Annotated in this window: 16 protein-coding genes; 7 read left to right on the top strand and 9 right to left on the bottom strand. The window is 59.7% G+C overall.

Annotated elements, in window-relative coordinates; translation table 11 throughout:
- The first annotated feature begins 326 nt into the window (after positions 1–326).
- The 3 genes from mhpT (at position 327) to BMY45_RS08260 (ending at position 3,120) form a co-directional block, all read left to right on the top strand.
- A complete protein-coding gene (gene mhpT, locus BMY45_RS08270; RefSeq protein ID WP_092396483.1) occupies positions 327–1,544 on the top strand; it encodes a 3-(3-hydroxy-phenyl)propionate transporter MhpT in 1,218 nt (405 codons plus the stop codon).
- Between the two features lie 117 nt (positions 1,545–1,661).
- Complete coding sequence (gene chrA / locus BMY45_RS08265; protein ID WP_177193319.1) at positions 1,662–2,870, top strand: chromate efflux transporter; 1,209 nt, start codon at positions 1,662–1,664, stop codon at positions 2,868–2,870.
- 70 nt (positions 2,871–2,940) lie between these two features.
- Positions 2,941–3,120 carry a hypothetical protein gene (locus BMY45_RS08260; protein ID WP_092396479.1) on the top strand — a complete coding sequence of 60 codons (180 nt, stop codon included), beginning with the start codon at positions 2,941–2,943 and terminating at the stop codon, positions 3,118–3,120.
- Positions 3,121–3,335: 215 nt separating this feature from the next.
- Here the strand turns inward: BMY45_RS08260 and BMY45_RS08255 are convergent, their stop codons facing one another.
- A complete protein-coding gene (locus BMY45_RS08255) occupies positions 3,336–4,295 on the bottom strand; it encodes a threonine dehydratase (RefSeq protein WP_092396477.1) in 960 nt (319 codons plus the stop codon).
- A gap of 97 nt (positions 4,296–4,392) precedes the next feature.
- On the opposite strand from BMY45_RS08255, the gene BMY45_RS08250 reads away from it, so the two are divergent.
- Positions 4,393–5,196 carry a helix-turn-helix transcriptional regulator gene (locus BMY45_RS08250; protein ID WP_092396475.1) on the top strand — a complete coding sequence of 268 codons (804 nt, stop codon included), beginning with the start codon at positions 4,393–4,395 and terminating at the stop codon, positions 5,194–5,196.
- Between the two features lie 78 nt (positions 5,197–5,274).
- On the opposite strand, the gene BMY45_RS08245 is transcribed toward BMY45_RS08250, so the two are convergent.
- From BMY45_RS08245 to BMY45_RS08235, 3 genes are all read right to left on the bottom strand, one after another.
- Positions 5,275–6,528: an OprD family porin gene (locus BMY45_RS08245; RefSeq protein ID WP_092396473.1), complete on the bottom strand. Its 1,254-nt coding sequence runs from the start codon at positions 6,526–6,528 to the stop codon at positions 5,275–5,277.
- Positions 6,529–6,617: 89 nt separating this feature from the next.
- Complete coding sequence (locus BMY45_RS08240; protein WP_092396471.1) at positions 6,618–7,922, bottom strand: CitMHS family transporter; 1,305 nt, start codon at positions 7,920–7,922, stop codon at positions 6,618–6,620.
- A 56-nt stretch (positions 7,923–7,978) separates the two neighbouring features.
- The gene (locus BMY45_RS08235; protein WP_092396469.1) at positions 7,979–9,061 is read right to left on the bottom strand and encodes a 4-oxalomesaconate tautomerase; all 1,083 of its coding nucleotides are present in this window, start codon (positions 9,059–9,061) and stop codon (positions 7,979–7,981) included.
- A 170-nt stretch (positions 9,062–9,231) separates the two neighbouring features.
- Here BMY45_RS08235 and BMY45_RS08230 point away from each other — a divergent pair, with 170 nt between their 5' ends.
- Positions 9,232–10,122, top strand: a complete 891-nt coding sequence (locus BMY45_RS08230) for a LysR family transcriptional regulator (protein ID WP_092396467.1) — start codon at positions 9,232–9,234, stop codon at positions 10,120–10,122.
- Between the two features lie 45 nt (positions 10,123–10,167).
- On the opposite strand, the gene BMY45_RS08225 is transcribed toward BMY45_RS08230, so the two are convergent.
- Positions 10,168–10,995, bottom strand: a complete 828-nt coding sequence (locus BMY45_RS08225) for an SDR family oxidoreductase (protein ID WP_092396465.1) — start codon at positions 10,993–10,995, stop codon at positions 10,168–10,170.
- A 111-nt stretch (positions 10,996–11,106) separates the two neighbouring features.
- Between BMY45_RS08225 and BMY45_RS08220 the strand changes: the two genes are divergently transcribed.
- A complete protein-coding gene (locus tag BMY45_RS08220; RefSeq protein WP_092396463.1) occupies positions 11,107–12,003 on the top strand; it encodes a LysR family transcriptional regulator in 897 nt (298 codons plus the stop codon).
- A gap of 110 nt (positions 12,004–12,113) precedes the next feature.
- On the opposite strand, the gene BMY45_RS08215 is transcribed toward BMY45_RS08220, so the two are convergent.
- A complete protein-coding gene (locus tag BMY45_RS08215) occupies positions 12,114–12,806 on the bottom strand; it encodes a type 1 glutamine amidotransferase domain-containing protein (protein ID WP_092396461.1) in 693 nt (230 codons plus the stop codon).
- A gap of 304 nt (positions 12,807–13,110) precedes the next feature.
- Here BMY45_RS08215 and BMY45_RS08210 point away from each other — a divergent pair, with 304 nt between their 5' ends.
- Positions 13,111–13,737 (top strand): LysE family translocator, encoded by a 627-nt coding sequence (locus BMY45_RS08210; protein WP_047225545.1) that lies wholly within the window; start codon positions 13,111–13,113, stop codon positions 13,735–13,737.
- A 113-nt stretch (positions 13,738–13,850) separates the two neighbouring features.
- On the opposite strand, the gene BMY45_RS08205 is transcribed toward BMY45_RS08210, so the two are convergent.
- From BMY45_RS08205 to BMY45_RS08195, 3 genes are all read right to left on the bottom strand, one after another.
- A complete protein-coding gene (locus BMY45_RS08205) occupies positions 13,851–16,745 on the bottom strand; it encodes a sensor domain-containing phosphodiesterase (protein WP_092396459.1) in 2,895 nt (964 codons plus the stop codon).
- A 159-nt stretch (positions 16,746–16,904) separates the two neighbouring features.
- Entirely contained in the window at positions 16,905–18,515 is a 1,611-nt protein-coding gene (locus BMY45_RS08200; protein ID WP_092396457.1) for a gamma-glutamyltransferase family protein, read from the bottom strand.
- Between the two features lie 76 nt (positions 18,516–18,591).
- Entirely contained in the window at positions 18,592–19,371 is a 780-nt protein-coding gene (locus BMY45_RS08195) for an amino acid ABC transporter ATP-binding protein (RefSeq protein WP_092396455.1), read from the bottom strand.
- Positions 19,372–19,373 lie beyond the last annotated feature (2 nt).

The raw sequence follows: 19,373 nt of genomic DNA, 5'->3' as shown, positions 1-19,373 counted from the left end.
ACTTATTGTTGTTGTTTTTTTTGAACGTGATCGACAGCCATATAGCCGCGATCTCGGGCCAGAGAGTGGGAAAAGGCGGAGGCGCCGTCAATCCATACTGGCCGATAATCGAACATTAATATTCATATCTATTTTCAAGAAACCCCCAAAAATACATTACATGCCATTGATTTAAATAAGCTTATAGCGATTATTTTGGGCTTCTTCTGTGAGCGTTCATTTTTTAGTTATCTTTGTTAATCTTAATTTCGGCTTGGCATTGCAGGATGCGAGCAAGCCTGCGTGCGCCCGTCAGTACACTCACAAAAATAATAAAGAGGTTTGCCATGGACACCCCATCACGTCGCACGACGCTGACCATTGCCCTGTGTTTTATCGTCGCTTTGATTGAAGGCTTTGACCTGCAAGCTGCCGGCACTGCCGCCGCAGGGCTGCGTCAGACCTTCGCCCTGGACCCGAAAATGATGGGTTGGGTGTTCAGTGCCGGCATTATCGGTTTGCTGCCGGGCGCCTTCTTCGGTGGCTGGATTGCCGATCGCATCGGTCGCAAGAAAATCCTCATCGCAGCGGTGTTGCTGTTTGGCGTGTTTTCGCTCAGCACTGCCTATGTCGGCTCTTTTTCCAGCCTGCTGCTGGTGCGCTTCATGACTGGCCTGGGCCTGGGCGCCGCCCTGCCCAACCTGATCGCCCTGTGTGCCGAAGCCGTGGGCGAGCAACGGCGCGGTACGGCTATCAGCATCATGTATGCCGGCGTGCCATTGGGTGGGGCTCTGGCGGCGGTGGTCGCCATGCTGTTTCCCGAACACTGGCAGACGACCTTCATCATCGGCGGGCTCGCGCCGTTGCTGGTGGTGCCACTGATGATGGTATTGCTGCCCGAATCCAGCGCCTTTCGCCAGCAACAAGACACCGCTAACCCCATGCGCACGTCAACCGGTCAAGCCTTGTTCGGCGAAGGCCGGGCCAGCGTGACCCTGGCGTTGTGGTTGAGCTACTTCTTCACCCTCACCGTGATGTACATGTTGCTCAACTGGCTGCCCTCGCTGTTGCTGGAACAGGGCTTCAGTAAACCCCAGGCAGGCCTGGTGCAGATGCTCTTCAATATCGGCGGTGCCCTCGGTTCCTTGCTTGGCGGACTGTTGCTGGATCGCTGCAACGGCATCAAGGTGGTGCTGTTCGTGTACACCGGATTATTGGTGGCGCTGGGCGGGGTCGGCCTGTCTGGGGGCATCGTCCCCATGGCCATCGCCGGCTTTGCAGCCGGGTTGTTTGTGATGGCCGCGCAACTGGTGCTTTACGCCCTGGCTCCACCCTCCTATCCAACGTCGGTGCGTGCCACCGGCGTTGGCGCAGCGGTAGCGATCGGTCGTTTAGGCTCGGTGGCCGGGCCTCTGGCGGCCGGGCAGATTCTGGCGGCCGGAGCCGGCACCACCGGTGTCTTGCTGGCCACCTCGCCCGGTTTGGTGATTGCGGCATTGACCATCATCAGCGTCATTGTCCGCTCTGCCCCACCGAGCCTATCGATGGATAAGGCCAAAGCCTGATAGCAACGGGGTGCAACACCGATTAATAAGAGCGTCCAAGTGTTCGCCTTTATATCGTTTTTCGTTAACGTAATTCGATTATTATCGCGCCACACTGCCACAGCCCCAGGTGTGACCATGGCCGATACCGCTGGAACTGACCGCAGCCCTTGGGCGGTCTTTCTGATCTTCTTACGATTGGGCTTGACCTCTTTCGGTGGCCCCATTGCCCACTTGGGCTATTTTCGCGAAGAGTTCGTGACGCGGCGACAGTGGCTAAGCGAACGCAGCTATGCGGATCTGGTTGCTCTGTGCCAGTTCCTGCCAGGGCCCGCCAGCAGCCAGGTCGGGATCGCGCTCGGGCTGTCCCGGTCTGGCTACGCCGGGGCGGCGGCCGCTTGGGCGGGCTTCACGTTACCGTCAGCGATTGCCCTGATTCTGTTTGCGCTGGGCATCGCCCGTTACGGCGATGCGCTGCCTTCCGGCGTGCTGCACGGTCTGAAGGTGGTGGCCGTCGCCGTGGTGGCCCAAGCCGTGTGGGGAATGGCGCGCAATCTTTGCCCGGATGCACCGCGCATCACCCTCATGGCGGCGGCGGCCTGCTTCGTCCTTCTGATGCCGACGGCATGGGGACAGGTGGGGGTCATTGCCATCGCAGCGATAATCGGCCTCGTGCTGTTCAAGCCTCAGCACGATTCAACCCATGATCCCCTGCCAATAACGGTCAGGCGTCGAGTTGGCCTGCTCTGGTTGACGCTGTTCTTTGCCCTGCTGATGGGATTGCCGCTGCTGTCGGCCATGTTCCCGAATCAAACGCTGTCGATGGTGGACGCTTTCTACCGTGCCGGAGCACTGGTGTTCGGTGGCGGGCATGTCGTGTTGCCGCTGCTGCAAGCCGAGGTCGTGCCTACCGGGTGGGTCAGCAATGACGCCTTTTTGGCCGGCTATGGCGCGGCGCAGGCTGTTCCTGGCCCCTTGTTTACCTTTTCAGCGTTTCTCGGCGCCTCGATGAACAATGCCCCGTCCGGCTGGTTGGGCGGCCTGATCTGCCTCTTGGCAATCTTCGCCCCCTCCTTTCTGCTGGTCGTCGGCGCATTGCCCTTCTGGGAGCGCCTGCGCCGTAACGGGCGCACCCAAGCCGCACTGTTGGGCGTCAATGCGGCGGTGGTTGGCCTGTTACTGGCTGCCCTCTACAACCCTGTCTGGACCAGCGCAATTCACGCACCACAGGATTTCGGACTCGCTCTGGTGGCACTGGTCGCCCTGATGTTCTGGAAGTTGCCGCCGTGGCTGGTGGTGATCGGAAGCGGCGTCGCGGGTGGGCTGTTGAGCGCGGTTCTGTCCTGATCGCTGGCAAAAAACTCGAACTCACGCCATGCCGCTGCATCCAATGTGTAGGCCAACAGAGGTGAGCGATATGAACAACGATGACGATCTGGAAAAAACATCGCACAACCCGTCTACCGATACATCCGGCACACAGGTTGAAAGCGATGTTGAGGACAGCCCCACTTCAGCCCAAACCGAGGAGGAGGAAGCGGAGGCACTGAGACGAAAAATAGCCGAGATAGAACGCAAGGTGGCGGATGGTCACTAACCCAATGCACCAGCCCCTTGAGGTCAGTTTTACGGTTTGCTCCATTTCCCTTGGAAGTCGCTTGAATGCGCGAAGTGTCGCGCATCAACATAAAGCTGTTCATTCAAGAAAAAACGGTGCGCCTTCCCAGCTCGGAAGAAACACCGTTTTCTCTTGAACGAACAGCATTACACGCATCAACGGGCGTTTTTTCAGATCCATTCCGTGTGCACCTGTTACCCCCCGATCACGCCCGCATACACCGATCGATCGACATTGCCACCCGACAGAACCACCCCCACTGTTTCCCCCGCCCTGGCTTCACGCTCCTGAATAAGCGCCGCCAAGGCCGCGGCGCCGGCCCCTTCGGCGAGGTTATGGGTGTCGGTGTAATAGACGCGCATGGCCTCGGCAATTTCCGCCTCACTGACCGCTACGATCCATGCGGCCCCCGCTGCGTAGAGGGCGAACGCCTCGGGAATCGGTTTGCGCACGGCAAGGCCATCAGCAAAGGTATCTGCCGAGGCGGTTTCGCGTATTTCGCCGGTCTCAAACGATAACTTTGCGGCCATGGCCTCAGTGGACACCACCCCCACCACCCGGGTTTTCAGGCCCAGCGCATCGCGAGCGGCGATCACGCCACAGATGCCCGACCCACAGCCAATCGGCACATAGACCGTATCGAGCTGCGGCGCGGCGGTGAACAGTTCCAGTGCGTACGTGGCCACGCCTTTGACCAGCTCCAGGTGAAACGGTGGCACCAGGAACAGCCCATGCACTTGCGCCAAGCGGGCTGCCTCTTCACGGGCTTCATCAAAATCCCGGCCACACTCAATGACCTCACCGCCAAAGCCGCGCATGGCATTGTTCTTTTCCAGCGAGTTGCCCTGGGGCACGACTATCAACGCCTTCAAACCCAGCGCACTCGCCGCCAGCGCCAGGCTCTGGCCATGGTTGCCACGGGTGGCGGAGACGATGCCTTTTACTTCTGGATGTTCGCGCTTGAGCCAATGCATGAAGGTGATGCCGCCGCGTATCTTGAAAGCGCCGGTGGGGGTGTGGTTCTCGTGCTTGACCCACACCGTGCAGCCCAGACGCTGGGCCAGCAAGGGCCAGGAATACTGGGCAGTGGCGGGCATCACTTGGTAAACATGGCGAGCAGCCTGTTCAATATCGTCACGAGTCAGTCGGTGCATGAGGTTGTCTCCCTGAGTGGCTAGCCAGTCTAGACACCGCAGCCTTGGGTCGGCTTTCAAAAAACCGACCTGACTTTTGCGCCCTGTCTTGACTACTATGACGCTCATGAGCCATTCAAATAGCCGACCACCCGCGCCCTTGTCTGAACCGGTCCGCCGTGTCGAGACCGGGGCCTGGGTGATCGAATTACTGCCCAGCGCTGCTTACTCGACCCGCTATGTGGCAACCCAGGCGTCGATTGGTTTTGCCTTCGACAGCCAGCGCGGCGTGCACGCCCTCGGCAGCGATCGAGTGCTTCCCTTCGAGGCGATGCCCAACGGCCTGGCATTCGTCCCGGCCGGGTGCGACGTGTTCTCCGAATCACGCAAAGGCGGCGAATACCTGCGGGTGATGCGTACCGACGGCGCCCTCTTGACCGGGGATCGGGCATTCAACAATCGCATCGACCAGCGGGCCATTCATCTGGCCCTGCGAATGCGCGGCGCGCTGTTACGTGCCGGTGTGGAAGACGACTGGGAAACCTGGGCATTGGCGCTGGCGCAACGGGCGACGGGTGACGCGGCGTTGTCGACACCCAACCAAGGCACTATCACCCCCCGGCGCATGCGCCAGCTGGATGAGTTTATCGAGGCGAGTCTTGACGAGCCGCTAGGCGTATCGGCGATGGCCGGTTTACTGGGGTTGTCCGAGGGATATTTCATGCGCGCCTTCAAGCTCGCCACGGGTAAAAGCCCACACAGCTACCTGATCGACCGGCGCCTGGCCAAGGCCCGCGCACTGATGCGTGACTCCACAGCCAGGCTGTCGGAAATCGCCCTCGCCTGCGGGTTCAATTCCCAGGCGCACATGGCAACCACGTTCAAGCAACGGCTTGGGGTGAGTCCGGTGCAGTTGCGCTGAGCTCAAGACTTCTGACGGCGATAAAAAAAGTGCCAACCCAGCGGCACCGGCCATTGGTCGGTGCGTCGGCACGAACGATCACCAAAGGGCAATATCGTAGGTCAGGTAGAGCCGGTTACTGTCCCGGCCCCTCGAGAATTCAGAGCGGTAGACGTAATTGCGCAACTTCACGCCCACCCCTTTGAAAGTGCCCTGCTGCACCACATAAGCCAGCTCAGCATCGCGCTCCCACTCTTTGATTGTGGTGTTGGACTCTCCATCGTCGCCGCTAAGGTAACGAGTGGAGAACGTCAGGCCGGGGACGCCCAGGGCGGCGAAGTTGTAGCCGTAGTTGAGCATCCATGTCTTCTCGTCTTCCTCTATGAACTTACCTATGCCGGCGTTGCTGAAAGAATAAACGGACGCCCCGCTGATGTAGGGCAGCCCAGCGTCGCCCTTGAGTGTTTGATAGCCGCCGCCTACGGTATGGCCTGCGACAGCGTAAGACAGTTGGCCGCTGAGCATATGGTTGTCGATTTTACCGCCATAGGCAGAACCGCTATCAACGCTGCGGAAGTAGCGCAGATCACTGGTCAGCACGCCTGAGCCGAGCGGCAGATCATGCTGGATACCCGCGAAGTTCTGCCGATAGAAGTTCTCCAGTTCGCCATGGAAGTAGCTAAGGCGAATCGTCTTGCCCAACTTGTAATCGGCACCGAGGTAACTGAAGTCCCCTGACTTATCGCCACTGTAGCCGTCTGGCACGATGGGCATACTGTCGCTCGAATCTCGCAACTTGAAACGATCAAGATAGCCGCCCGTCAGGCTAAGGTTGTCAATGTCGGTGCTCGTGAACTGGCCGCCCTGGTAGGTCTGAGGCAGCAATCGGGCATCGTTGTAAATGAGCACCGGCGTTTTAGGAAGCAACGTACCGTATTTGACGGTGGTCTTGGCAAATCGGGCCTTGGCGGTCATCCCAAAGCTCGCAAATTCATCGGCGGCACGGCCGTCATCATGCAAAGGCAGCAGGCCGGTGCCGCTACGACCGCGGCCAGAGTCGAGCTTGATCCCCAGCAGGCCCAGAGCATCAATGCCCAGGCCGAGGCTGCCAGATGTGAATCCCGACTGATAATCAAGCAAAAAGCCTTGGCCCCATTCGGTTCGCTCGCTCTTGGCGGTGTTGGCCGCTCGCGCACTCATGCCATGTTCATCGCGGAAATTCTCATTGATGTAAACATTGCGCAATTGCAGCTTGAGTTTGCTGTCGTCGATAAAACCTTGCGCATTGGAATTGGCCAGCGGCAACAAAGCCAGGAGAGTCAATAAAGCTCCACAGGTATAAACAGAGGTCATATCAAACTACTCATTGTTGTTATTTGGAATGCAGCTAGCCGTCCACCCCACTGGCGTGGGGCGTCAGGTCCTTAAAAAGACGTGGGGGATCAGGAGAACAGGCTTATTGCCCCCGTCAGCAATGCCAACGCAGTCACGACCAGGGAAGTGAGCACGGCCCACTTGACGGTGGCTTTCTGGAAGTCGCCCAGATCACGGTCCACCATGCCGACCAGCAGCAGGGTCGAGGCCACCAGCGGACTCATCAGGTGCACCGGTTGGCCGAGAATGGAGGCCCGTGCAATCTCGACCGGATCAATGCCATAGGCCGCTGCGGCGTTGGCCAGGATCGGCACGACACCGAAGTAGTAGGCATCGTTGGACAATACGAAGGTCAACGGCATGCTGGTAATCGCAACCACCAGCGGGAACAGATGGCCCCAGGATGGCGGAATCCAGTCGACCAGGGTTTGCGCCAGCGCATCGACCATTTTCGTCCCAGAGAAGATCCCGGCGAAGATACCCGCGGCGAACACCAACAGAACCACGGTCATGGCGTTGCCCGAATGAGCGAGGATCCGTTCTTTCTGAATATCCAGTTGCGGATAGTTGATCATTAGCGCCAGGACAAAACCGATCAGGAACAGGATCGCCGAGTGCATGAGCCCCATCACCAGCGCAACCATCACCGCAGTCACCAGCAGCAGGTTGACGTAGGCCAGTTTCGGACGCTTGTGCGGCGTGTCTTCAATAATCGCCTTGATGTAGCAATTGCCCCCACCGCTTTGCAGATGGACGTTGCCGATGCGCTTGCGTTCGGCACGCCCCAGCAGGAACGCCGTGAACACCACCCACATCGCACCGCCGATCATGGTCGGCAGCAAAGGTACGAAATACTCACCGGCATCCAGGCCCAGCGCTGCAATCGCACGGGTCGCCGGGCCGCCCCAGGGCGTCATGCCACTCATGATGCTCAACGAGAGCATGGAAATGGTCGCCAGGATCATTGGGTTCATGCCGATACGTTTGTACAGCGGCAACATCGCTGCACAGGTGATCATGTACGTGGTCGTGCCGTCACCGTCCAGCGCCACCAACAGTGACAGCAGCGCCGTGCCGATTGCGATTTTCATCGGGTCACCGTTGACCCGCTTGAGGATCTTGCGGATCAGCGGGTCGAACAGACCGGCGTCGATCATCAGGCCGAAAAACAGAATGGCGAACAACAGCAACGCCGCCGACGGCGCGACCATCTTCAGGCCGTCCAGCATCATCTTGCCGGTGGTACCGCCAAAACCGCCGATCACGGCGAAGACGATTGGCACCACCGTCAAGGCGACGATCGGTGACAAGCGTTTGGTCATTATCAGGAAGGTGAAGACCACCACCATGGCCAAGCCAAGTAAAGCGAGCATATGTCAGATCTCTTGTTGTTATTGAGTCGCTGATGCAATGACGAGGTCTGCCTGGGCTATCCTGCCAGGCGCTGGGAAACCGTGGCGTAGACGTAACCTGAGAAAAGCCGGCGGGCGGTGCGCACTACCGAGGCACGAATGGTCTCACCCTTTTCGCCGGTATAGGACAGCACGACATCGATACCGCCGCTGGGGTGTTCGATGCGAACCTGCTGCAGACGCGGCTCGCTGATGCCGCCAAGCAACTGCGCCACGACGCTGCCTTGCGTCACGCAAGCGGTGGCCAGACCGATGGAGCCAGTGATGGCCAGGGCACGGTGACAGTTGTGCGGCATGAAGTAGCGCACCTGGACCGTCCCGCCCGACTGGGCAGGCGACACCAGCACCGGCTTGGGGATGACCTTGTCACTGACATCACCCAGGCCCATGGCCAGGCCGGCTTTGAGTCGCAGGGACTCCAGGCGCTGCAGGAACGCCTTATCGGCGTCCAGTTCGGCGGGGCTTTCATCGCCGCGCTTGCCAAGCTGACGGGCCTCGACAATCAGCATCGGCATTGCCATGTCGATACAGGTCACCGGGATGCCATCGATCAGGTCCAGAGATTGCCCCGTCGGGAAGAGCTTGCCGGTCTTGCTACCCGCCGCATCCAGAAAGGTCAGTTGCACCGGAGCGGCCGTGCCAGGCACGCCGTCGATGGCGGTGTCCCCTTCATAGCTGACCTTGCCCCCAGGGGTTTGCACCTCTGAATTTACGAAGGTCCCGGTATTGAGGTTGCGAATACGCACGCGGGTCAGATCGCCGCAAGCCTTGACCAGCCCTTGCTCGATGGCAAACGGACCGACGGCGCACAGCATATTGCCGCAGTTGGGTGCGGTATCGACCCGGCGCTGGGAAACCATGACCTGGACGAACAGATAGTCGACATCCGCGTCCGGGTGCAACGAGGGGCTGACGATTGCCACTTTGCTGGTCTGCGGGCTGCCGCCACCGATGCCGTCGATTTCCAGCTCATGGCCGGACCCCATCAGGTTGAGCAGCAGCTCATCACGTTCGGCGATGGCACTGGGCAGATCCCAGGCAAGAAAGACGGGTCCTTTGGAGGTACCACCGCGCATCAGCACACAAGGAATTCGCTGCATGAACACTAACTCTTGTTGATCAATCTGGATAATTGATGTTCTGGACACAAGAGTGGCAGGGTTTTAAAAGTGTTTCCAATGCAAAGATCAGAGCAATTATTGCGTTTCACGAATGAATTAATTTACGATGTTTTTCCCGGCGCATTGCTCTTGCCCCAGTGAGAAAGAACATGGAATACGAGCTTCAGGACATACGATCTTTCGTGAAAATCGCTGAACTAGGCAGTTTCCACGAAGCCGCCGATGCGTTGCATCTCTCCCAACCGGCCCTGAGCCGGCGCATGAAAAAACTGGAGGAAGGCCTGGGGACCGCCTTGCTCGATCGCACCACCCGAAAGGTCAGCCTGACCAGCGTCGGGCGCGACTTTCTGCCCAAGGCGCGGCGCCTGCTGGATGATTTCGACGACTCGATTCTCAACATTCGCGAACTGGCGGAGCGCCAGATCGGTCGGGTGACGTTGGCCTGCATCCCCACCGCGGCCTTCTATTTCCTGCCTTCAGTGATCCGCCTTTATAACGAGCGCTACCCCAAAATCCGCATCCGCCTGCTCGACCTCAGCGCCAACGAAGGGCTCGAGGCGGTACTGCGTGGCGAAGCCGATTTCGGTATCAATATGATGAGTGGCCAGCACCCGGACATCGAGTTCGTGCCATTGGTCAACGAACCTTTCGTTTTAGCCTGTCGACGCGACCATGAACTGGCCGGACGCAGCTCGGTAAGCTGGTCTGAGCTCAGCGATTATCGACTGATCGGTGTCGGTCGTCTGAGCGGCAATCGAATGCTGCTGGACCACGCCTTGTCGGGCTTGAGCTGGCGTCCGCAGTGGTTCTACGAAGTGCAGCACTTGTCCACGTCGTTGGGGTTGGTCGAGGCCGGCCTCGGGGTGTCGGCCATGCCCAGCCTCGCAATGCCAGCCGAGGATCACCCGACATTGGTCAGCGTGCCGTTGATTGATCCGGTGGTAAACCGATCGCTGGGCCTGGTCTATCGAAGGGGCGCATCGCTCTCCCCGGCAGCGGAAAAATTTGTCTCGATATTGCTCGAGCAATGGGAACACTGATTTTTCGGTGTCCATGATCAGGACTGGATGAGAAACGGGCCGATCTCAGTCAACCTCCGTGCTCATTGCAAGCGCTTGATATTGCTCCAGCTCAGCCAGCCGTTGGACCAGGGCATTGCGAACACGCTCGTAAGCCCCGCTGCCTAGCAGTAGACGCCTGGGTGCGGGATCGACATCGACAATCTCGAGCATGATCCTGGCCATTTTCTGCGGGTCTTCGGTAAGCGGGAAAGTACCCTCGGCGATTGCTTTACGCACTTCACCGGCAGGCGTTTGCTCGTACTCAACCATCGCGGGCGGGCGAACCAGCGCGGCGCCGAAATTAGTCCGTGTCGGACCCGGCTCTACCAGGGTGAACTCGATCCCAAAAGGCGCGACTTCCAGAGCGACCGATTCAACGAATCCCTCAATGGCCCATTTGCTTGCGTGGTAAAGGCTGAAGTTCGGGTAAGCGAGCTGCCCGCCCTCCGAGGACACTTGAAGAATTCGACCGCCCCCCTGTTTGCGCAGAAACGGTAGGCAGGCACGGATGAGTTGAATAGAACCGAGCAGATTCGTTTGCAACTGCTGGTCGATCTGTTCATCGCTGACCTCCTCCGCCGCACCAAACAACGCGTAGCCCGCACTGCTCACCACCACGTCAATACGTCCTAGCTCGGTGAAGGCCTGATGAACCACAGCGCGGATCGCCGCTGCGTCATTTACATCGAGCATCGCTGTCCACAGTTGCTCGCCGTAGCGTGTCTTCAAGTGACTCAAGGCCTGAGGCTTACGCAAAGTGGCCGCCACACGGTCCCCCCGCGCCAGCAATTGTTCGACCACCGCCAGACCGATGCCGGAGGAACTTCCAGTCACTAACCAGGTTTTGCTCATGTGCTTGATCTCCGAATGAAGGGTGAGTTGCCATCGATGTGAGACCAAACTACGTCAGCCGGACTGCTGCTACTATGGGGCGGAATTCGGATGAGCTAATGAAATATAGCCATGAATCATTTACCCCTTTCGCTTGCCGATTTACGGGCACTGACCCGCATCGTTGCTCATCGCAGCTTTCGTAAAGCGGCCGATGAGTTGGGCCTGTCAGCCTCTACCCTGAGTCATATGATGAAAACGCTGGAGGCCGGTCTTGGGGTGCGTTTGCTGCACCGCACCACGCGCAGCGTTTCACCGACGGCAGCGGGAGAGCGTCTGCTAAGACGACTGGCGCCTGTGTTGCGCGAATTCGAGCTAGCGATTGAGGAAGTCAATGAATACCGGGATCTTCCCAGCGGCACTTTACGGATCAATGCCAGCGAACAGGCCGCGCGCGTTTTGATGAAGGCTGCCCTGCCGATATTCCTGGAACGCTTCCCCCAGATGTCGGTTGACCTCGTGACCGAGGGCCGTCTGATCGATATTGTGGCCGAGGGCTTCGACGCCGGTATCCGTTTAGGTGAAGCGATCCCCCAAGACATGATCGCCGTGCCGATAGAAACCGATACGCGATTTATTACCGTGGCGTCACCCCAGTACCTGAAGACTCATCCTGCCCCTCTTACGCCGGATGATCTGCCAGGACATCAATGCATCTGCATCCGGATGCCCAGTGGTAAACCTTATAGATGGGAATTCTCCAGGAACGGCCAATCCTTGGTCATCGAGCCCAAAGGACAGCTAACCCTCGATAATGCCGAAATCATGGTCGATGCAGCCATATCCGGGCTCGGCATCGCTTACGTGCCAGAGCAGACGGTATCGCAACCTTTGGCAGACGCTCGTCTGGTCGAGGTCCTGGCGGATTGGTGCCCCAGAATTCCGGGGCTCTGTCTGTATTATCCGGGGCACCGCTATATCCCATCAGGCTTGCAGGCCTTCATCGAGGTCTTGCGCGAGTCTCATTGATTGTCCGCGACTGTGCATTCGAACATAACGGCGTGCGCCCTTGCGAGGTGAACGCGCGACGGCCTCAAGGCCGACGCGTCGGTTGCGATCCGGCCCTTGTTTGAGCTGACTCAGGCCTTCTGCTCTTGCTGCAAGCGCTTGAGCAGCGCGTTGGCGGCGGCTTCGGAAGAAGCCGGGTTCTGGCCGGTGATCAGATGGCCATCCTCGACCACGTAACTCGCCCAGTCCGCCGCCTTTGAATACTCGCCACCTCTGGCTTTGAGCATGTCCTCCACCAGAAACGGCACCACCTGGGTTAATCCCACGGCCTCTTCTTCAGAGTTGGTGAACCCGGTCACTTTCTTGCCCTTGACCACTGGATGGCCATCCGGCGAGTTGACGTTCTTGAACACCCCAGGCGCGTGACAGACGGCCGCGATGGGTTTATTCGCGGCGTAAAAGGCTTCGAGAAGGGTCTTGGAATCAGTGTCCTCGGCCAGATCCCACAGCGGCCCATGGCCTCCGGGGTAGAACACGGCATCGAAGTCGTAGGGGTCAATTTCGCCCAGCGGCACCGTGTCGGCCAACGCTGCCTGGGCCCGGGTATCGGCGCTGAAGCGGCGAGTGGCATCCGTCTGGGCCTGTTCCTCGTCGCTCTTGGGGTCCAGCGGCGGTTGCCCTCCCTTTGGTGAGGCGAGCGTAACCGCCACGTTGGCGTCGACAAACACGTAATAGGGAGCGGCGAATTCTTCCAGCCAAAACCCCGTTTTCTTGCCGGTATTACCCAACTGATCGTGGGACGTCAGGACCATTAGAATGTTCATGTAAACCTATCCTCCAAGACGGAATGAGCGGCGTATGTTCGCCCTGCATTACGTCAGAGGCCGCGTGGTAGTAGACGTTCAAGTGGGTGAAGCGAATCCTTATGAAACGGTCGTTAATCCCAGCGTTACTCGCCCCAATCAGCCCCGCTGCCGAGGAGTTCGGGGCCCGTTATTGAGTTGCCGAACCGGTTCACCGCTGCTAGAAATGAAAGACCTTGGCCTTGTCTCTGCCAGCGCCACAATCCAGGACAGCCTCGCGGGCATCATCCGTTGACCCCATTCATACCTCACAGGGAGCTTCACCGTGTTTCCGATGGATATCTGGTTCACCTACACCGCAGCCTGCGTGCTGCTGGTCTTGTCACCCGGTCCTGACAATCTGCTGGCCATAGGACGGGGGCTGAGCCAGGGTCGCCTGGCCGCCATCGTGTCCGGCCTGTCCTCTGGGCTGGGCATTTTGTTTCACGTCACCACCGCTTCGCTCGGGCTGACGCTGTTGATCCAGACCTCGACGGTTGCCTTCTGGGTCGTCAAATTGGTAGGGGCGGCCTATCTGGTCTGGCTCGGGATCAAGGTGCTGCGCTCCAGAAGCCTGATAACCTTCGCGCCCGCCGCACGACAGCCACTGCGAAGCATCTTGCTTACAGGCTTTCTTTCGGCGGCGCTAAACCCCAAACCCGGGTTGTTCGTCCTGGCGTTCATCCCTCAATTCATCAACCCCGCGCTCGGCTCGGTCACCGTACAGATGTTGGTCTACGGGTTCTGGTTCGCCCTGCTAACGGCCGTGGGGTTCTCGTTGATGGGGATCTTCGCCACGCGCCTGTCGCAATACATCTGTCAACGCCCACGCCTTACCAACGGACTGAACCTCGGGGCAGGATTGACCTTCATCGTGTCAGGACTGTCCATCGCCGCCCTCAGGCAGAAGTAGCCGCCTCAGGTTTGATCGGCGCAATAAAAATCGAGCCGCGTTCAGTGATCGCGGCTTTTCTTCAAAGATTCAGAGGCAATTGAAGGTAGAACGAACGGCAGGTCCCTATGCACCTAGCCACCGACCAACGAAGTCGCCAGCAATGCCTGCAGCCCCATCGGCTTGGCAAAATAATAACCTTGGGCCTGCCCTGCCCCCATCTCCCGCAGCAAGAGCAGCGTCTCTTCATCTTCGACACCTTCGGCCACCACGCTGAGGTCCAGTGATTCGGCCATACGCACGATCGCCCGGACGATCGCCCGGCTACGAGGGCTGCTGGTCAGCTCGAAAATGAACGACTTGTCGATCTTCAAACCGCTGAAACGGTATTGATGCACATAGCTCAGGGAGGAAAATCCTGCGCCAAAGTCATCGAGCACCACCGACATGCCGTTGTCGGCCAATTGCTGCATGGTCAGTCGGGCAATGGCGGGTTCGGCCACCAGCGCACCTTCGGTCAACTCCAGGCAGATCCGCGACGGCGCGACGTTGTAGCGGGCCAACAGTGCCAGCACATCATCGGCAAAATCCGGGCGCGTCATGCTGTAGCTGGAGCAATTGACATGCACCGGTGGCCAATTGGCGTGTTGCGGTTGTGCGAGGATCGCTACGATGCTGGTGAGCATGTACAGATCCAGTCGACCGATCAGGCGCAACCCCTCGACATCGGGCAGAAACTCGCCCGGCGCGATGATCCGGCCGCCCGGTTGATGCCAGCGGATCAGCGCTTCAAGGGCCACCAGCTCACCGCTTTCGACGCTGACAATCGGCTGGAAATACGGCAGCAGTTCGTCGGTACGCTTGAGCGCATTGCGCAGGGCCGCTTCGCGCTCGACCTGGTCCGAGACCTCGCGACGCACTTCCTGGTTGAACACTGCGTAACTGTCGCGCCCGGCACTCTTGACCCGGTACATCGCCGCATCGGCATCGCGCAGCAAGTCAGCGGGTTCGTGATGGAACTGACTGTCGGCGCTGACAATACCGATGCTGCAGGACGAAAAAACTTCGTGATCATTGATGAAAAACGGTAGGTCGAACACCGACAGAATCCGCTCGGCGATTTCGATCACCACCGCCAGCGGCGCCTCCGGCGCCAGCACTGCAAACTCATCGCCCCCCAGGCGGGCCAGCATGTCGGTGTCTCGCAGGCAACTGCGCAAACGGTGAGCGGCCTGCATCAACAGCAGGTCGCCAAAATGGTGGCCGAAACTGTCATTGACCATCTTGAAACGGTCGAGGTCGATGAACATCACCGACAATTGCCCGCCGTCGCTCTCGAACCGCGCCCAGGCCAGATTGAGGCGCTGCTGCAGGTAGGTGCGATTCGGCAGCCCGGTGAGTGCATCGTGGGCGTTTTCGTGTTGCAGCTTGGCGTTGGCGTGATCGAGCTCACGGGTGCGGTCCTGTACCCTGGCTTCGAGCCTGAGGTTGGCGGCATGGATCGCTTCTGCGGCGGTACGGCGCGACAATGCCGTATCAATGTGCCGTGACACGAACGTCAGCAGTTCCTGGTCGCGCAGGGTGTAGCGCACTTGGGCGGTATAGCTTTGCACCGCCAGCACACCCCGTACCACATCGCCATCGAACAACGGAATGCCCAGCCAGGAATGGAATCGGACCGACTCGTAGGCCACTTCGAGTTCACCTTGCGCAGACAACCGATCCGCGTCAAAAGGGTCAATCAGGCAAGGACGGCGCTGGCGGATAACGTACTCCGTCAGCCCCCGGCACCCACGTCTTGCCTCCGGCAGGGTGGTTCTGCGCTCATCGACATAATACGGAAAGGTGACTTCATCGATCGTGTCGTCGAACAGCGCGATGTAGAAGTTCTGCGCGGACAGCAAATCACCGACAATGCCATGCAAGGTTTGGAACAGCTCCGCCATGTCCCCAGGCTGGCTCGACAGTTCTGCAATCTGGAACAGCGCGCTCTGCAGGTGCTCGGCGCGCTCGCGGTCCGCCACTTCCTGTCTCAACGCGGCGTTGACTGCCGACAGCTCCAGCGTGCGACGCATCACCGTCTCTTCCATGCCCTCACGGTGCAGAATCCGGTCCAGCGCCATGGCCACGTGCCGGGCCACCACCAGAAACAGCGCGCGGTCTTCGGCGCTGTAGGTGCGTGCAACGTCGTAGACCTGCATGGCAAGCATGCCAAACACTTCATCGGAGGCATTTTTCAGCGGAGCGCCCATCCAGAATTCGGGACGATCACCCACGCAATAGAAACGACCCTCAGCCTGAGCGGCGCAAATACCCGCGGCGTCGATCAGCAACGGCTGACCTGAGGTCAACACCTGGCCGGTCAACGACAGATGCGAAGGATCAAGGTATTCGTAGTGTTGGGCCTCCACGGCATCGACATCGATGATGTCGACGTAATACGGGTAGTCGATCTTTCCGCTGTGGGGGTCATACAGCGCGAGATAAAAGTTCTCGGCATCGATCAGGCTGGCGAGCAACCGGTGAACCCCCACCAGGAACACGGAGCGGTCGCGGGTGGAACTGGCCAGGTAGGTAATTTCATACAGCACACGCTGAGTAATCTGGGCGCGAGCCAGGGTATTGGTCTGTATCTGGATACCCAAACGCAGGGCAAACTCGGCGAAGGCTGGCTCTTGGGCAGCGGTGACTGGCGCCAGTAGCCAACCCAGCACATTTTCGCCCCGACCGGTCGGCCAGCGGCACAATCGTTGGGTCCGGCAGAAGCGCTCGAACTCTTCGTTCGCAACGCTGGCCGGCCACTGCGCCCGAGGGTCGCCCTGCCCCACCCGATGCAGTTGTTCACCGGCGCGATAAACCACCCACTGGGTGGTGTGGGCCCAGGTGCGCGCTGATTCCAGCAATTGTTCGATCGCGTCTTCGTTGCCAACGTATGCCATGCCGGCCGCATCCGGGTTTTCTGGCGGGTGAGTTGCCACACCGCAATGATTCGATTGCTGCGGGGGATCGCTCAATGGGCGAAAACTCATCAGCGCTCCCTGCGCCGCAATGGCGAGATTGAATAACTGATTGCCGGGCAGTATGCCAGTGAGCCTTCGGTGTATAGCGTCCGGAGGGTTTTTTCAATCGTTTTATTCACTTGAGTGCTATCACGACGCAATGTGTGTTCATCGGTCGTGGAGTGGTGCCTACCACACCGCAATATGAGAATCCGCCCTCGGCTCGGTGCCGCCACACAGGACACCGCTGACCGGGTCGCGGAGGATGATCTGGCCTCGTCCGTAATCAGTCAGGTCACTGGCGATCTGCACTTCATGACCGCGCCGCGCCAGGGCATTGGCCAAGTCACCGGAGGCACCCTGCTCGATGCCCACCTTCATCTCACCCAGCCACTGCCAGCGCGGAGCGTCCAGCGCCGCTTGCGGGTTCAGGCCGAAGTCCACCAGGTTCATCACCATCTGCACATGGCCTTGGGGCTGCATATAGCCGCCCATCACGCCGAAAGGGCCAAGGGCCTGGCCATTCTGGGTGAGGAAGCCGGGGATAATGGTGTGAAAAGTCTTCTTGCCCGGGACCAGGCAATTGGCGTGGCTCGGATCCAGGCTGAATTCCTGTCCGCGATTCTGCAAGGCAATCCCGCTGTCAGGCAGCACCACGCCGGAGCCAAATCCGTGATAGTTGCTCTGGATGAACGAGACCATGTTGCCTTCCCCGTCAGCGGTCGCCAGGTACACCGTGCCGCTGGCGTGGGGATCGCCGGGTTTGGGTGCCTGGGCCTGTTCGCCGATCTGGGCGCGACGGCGGGCGCTGTACTCCTCGCTCAACAGGTCAGTCACCGCCACGCGCATATGCAAAGGGTCGGTGATGTAGTGCAAGCCATCGCTGTAGGCCAGCTTCATGGCTTCCAACTGGCGATGCCAGGTCTGCTGGCTGTCGCGGTAATCGAAGCTGAAGCCTTCGAGTATCTTCAGCGCCATCAAGGCCACCAGACCCTGGCCGCTCGGCGGGATTTCCCAGACATCGACCCCACGGTAATTGACGTGGATCGGTGCCACCCATTGGGCGCGATAATCCTGCAGGTCCGTGGCGCGAAGGTAGCCGCCGCTGGCCCGGGAGTGGGCATCCAGGCGTTCGGCCAAGGCACCGCGATACAGGCTCTCGCAGCGGGTGGCGGCCAGCTCTTCGAGGGTGCGGGCCTGGGCCGGGTTGCGGAAAATCTCCCCCGCCCGTGGCGCGCGACCGTCAATCAGAAAGGTCTGGAACCAGGCATCCAGGACCTGATCACGATGAGGCGTGAATTCGTTCAAAGCGATCTGCCATTGATGGGCAACCACCGGCGACAGCGCAAAACCGTCCCGCGCCAGGCTGATCGCTGGCTGCAGCAACACGGCAAAGGGCAGCTTGCCGAAGCGTTGCGACAACTCGGCCCAGGCCGACGGGCAACCCGGGACGGTCACCGGCGTCCAGCCATAGAGCGGCATCTGTTCATGGCCGGCCGCCTTGACCGCCTCGATGCTCAGGGACGCCGGTGCATGGCCGTTGCCGTTGAGGCCATGTAACTGGCCCTTGCACCAGACCAAGGCAAAAGCATCGCCGCCGATGCCGCACCCCGTGGGCTCGACCACCGTCAGCGCCGCCGCGGTGGCGATGGCGGCATCAATGGCATTGCCGCCCTTTTGCATGATCTCGATGCCCGCTTGGGCAGCCAAAGGCTGAGAAGCCGCGACCATGCCCCGGCGGGCAAAAACGCTCTGGCGTTGTGATGGATAAGGGTACTCGTGAGCAGAAAATTTCAGCATGGCAAAGACTCTTCAACACAAGAATTCATTGGCGGGACTCAATTGACGGGGCTCAGGGCGAACACCCTTGGAACGGTCATAACACGCGACTGAGAAAAGCCCGGGTTCGAGGGTGCGTGGGGTGACTGAAGATCTGCTCCGGCGGGCCTTGTTCGATAAGCTCACCTTGGTCCAGCACCACCACACGGTCAGCCACTTCCCGGGCAAAGCCCATTTCATGGGTGACCACCACCATGGTCATGCCCTCCTCTGCCAGCGCTTTCATCACTTGCAGCACCTCGCCAACGGTTTCCGGGTCGAGGGCGCTGGTGGGTTCGTCGAACAGCATGGCCTGGGGTTTCATCGCCAGGGCACGGGCAATCGCCACCCGTTGCTGTTGCCCGCCAGAGAGCATCGACGGGTAGTGGTTGGCCTTGTCCGCCAGGCCGACCCGCTCCAGCAGGTTGCGGGCCTGTTCCAGCGCCGCGGTGCGAGGAATCCCGAGTACCTGGATCGGCGCCTCGATGATGTTCTCCAGGGCCGTCATGTGGGGGAACAGGTTGAAACGCTGAAACACCATGCCGATGTCCCGGCGTTGGCGGGCGATGTTGCGCTCCGACTCACGCACCAGGCTGCCGTCCGCCCGCTCGCGATAGCCCATGGCCCGGCCATTGACGCGGATGCGCCCGCCCTGGATGTCTTCCAGCAGATTGATGCAGCGGATAAAGGTGGTCTTGCCCGAGCCGGAGGCACCGATCAGCACCACCACTTCGCCGCGCCGTACTTGCAGGGAAATACCTTTGAGGATCTGCAGGTTGCCAAAGGATTTGTGCACATCCATCGCCTCGATGATCAGCTCTTCACTTTTGTGCGCCATGG

Origin of the sequence: Pseudomonas sp. NFACC39-1 (assembly GCF_900110355.1) — a bacterium.
Taxonomy (GTDB): Bacteria; Pseudomonadota; Gammaproteobacteria; order Pseudomonadales; family Pseudomonadaceae; genus Aquipseudomonas; species Aquipseudomonas tehranensis.
This window is presented reverse-complemented; position numbering and strand designations above follow the sequence as displayed.

Excerpts from the sequence above, each read along its gene's own strand:
- mhpT (WP_092396483.1), top strand. The coding sequence starts at position 327 with ATGGACACCCCATCACGTCGCACGACGCTGACCATTGCCCTGTGTTTT.
- chrA (WP_177193319.1), top strand. The coding sequence starts at position 1,662 with ATGGCCGATACCGCTGGAACTGACCGCAGCCCTTGGGCGGTCTTTCTG.
- BMY45_RS08260 (WP_092396479.1), top strand. The coding sequence starts at position 2,941 with ATGAACAACGATGACGATCTGGAAAAAACATCGCACAACCCGTCTACC.
- BMY45_RS08255 (WP_092396477.1), bottom strand. The coding sequence starts at position 4,295 with ATGCACCGACTGACTCGTGACGATATTGAACAGGCTGCTCGCCATGTT.
- BMY45_RS08250 (WP_092396475.1), top strand. The coding sequence starts at position 4,393 with ATGACGCTCATGAGCCATTCAAATAGCCGACCACCCGCGCCCTTGTCT.
- BMY45_RS08245 (WP_092396473.1), bottom strand. The coding sequence starts at position 6,528 with ATGACCTCTGTTTATACCTGTGGAGCTTTATTGACTCTCCTGGCTTTG.
- BMY45_RS08240 (WP_092396471.1), bottom strand. The coding sequence starts at position 7,922 with ATGCTCGCTTTACTTGGCTTGGCCATGGTGGTGGTCTTCACCTTCCTG.
- BMY45_RS08235 (WP_092396469.1), bottom strand. The coding sequence starts at position 9,061 with ATGCAGCGAATTCCTTGTGTGCTGATGCGCGGTGGTACCTCCAAAGGA.
- BMY45_RS08230 (WP_092396467.1), top strand. The coding sequence starts at position 9,232 with ATGGAATACGAGCTTCAGGACATACGATCTTTCGTGAAAATCGCTGAA.
- BMY45_RS08225 (WP_092396465.1), bottom strand. The coding sequence starts at position 10,995 with ATGAGCAAAACCTGGTTAGTGACTGGAAGTTCCTCCGGCATCGGTCTG.
- BMY45_RS08220 (WP_092396463.1), top strand. The coding sequence starts at position 11,107 with ATGAATCATTTACCCCTTTCGCTTGCCGATTTACGGGCACTGACCCGC.
- BMY45_RS08215 (WP_092396461.1), bottom strand. The coding sequence starts at position 12,806 with ATGAACATTCTAATGGTCCTGACGTCCCACGATCAGTTGGGTAATACC.
- BMY45_RS08205 (WP_092396459.1), bottom strand. The coding sequence starts at position 16,745 with ATGAGTTTTCGCCCATTGAGCGATCCCCCGCAGCAATCGAATCATTGC.
- BMY45_RS08200 (WP_092396457.1), bottom strand. The coding sequence starts at position 18,515 with ATGCTGAAATTTTCTGCTCACGAGTACCCTTATCCATCACAACGCCAG.
- BMY45_RS08195 (WP_092396455.1), bottom strand. The coding sequence starts at position 19,371 with ATGGCGCACAAAAGTGAAGAGCTGATCATCGAGGCGATGGATGTGCAC.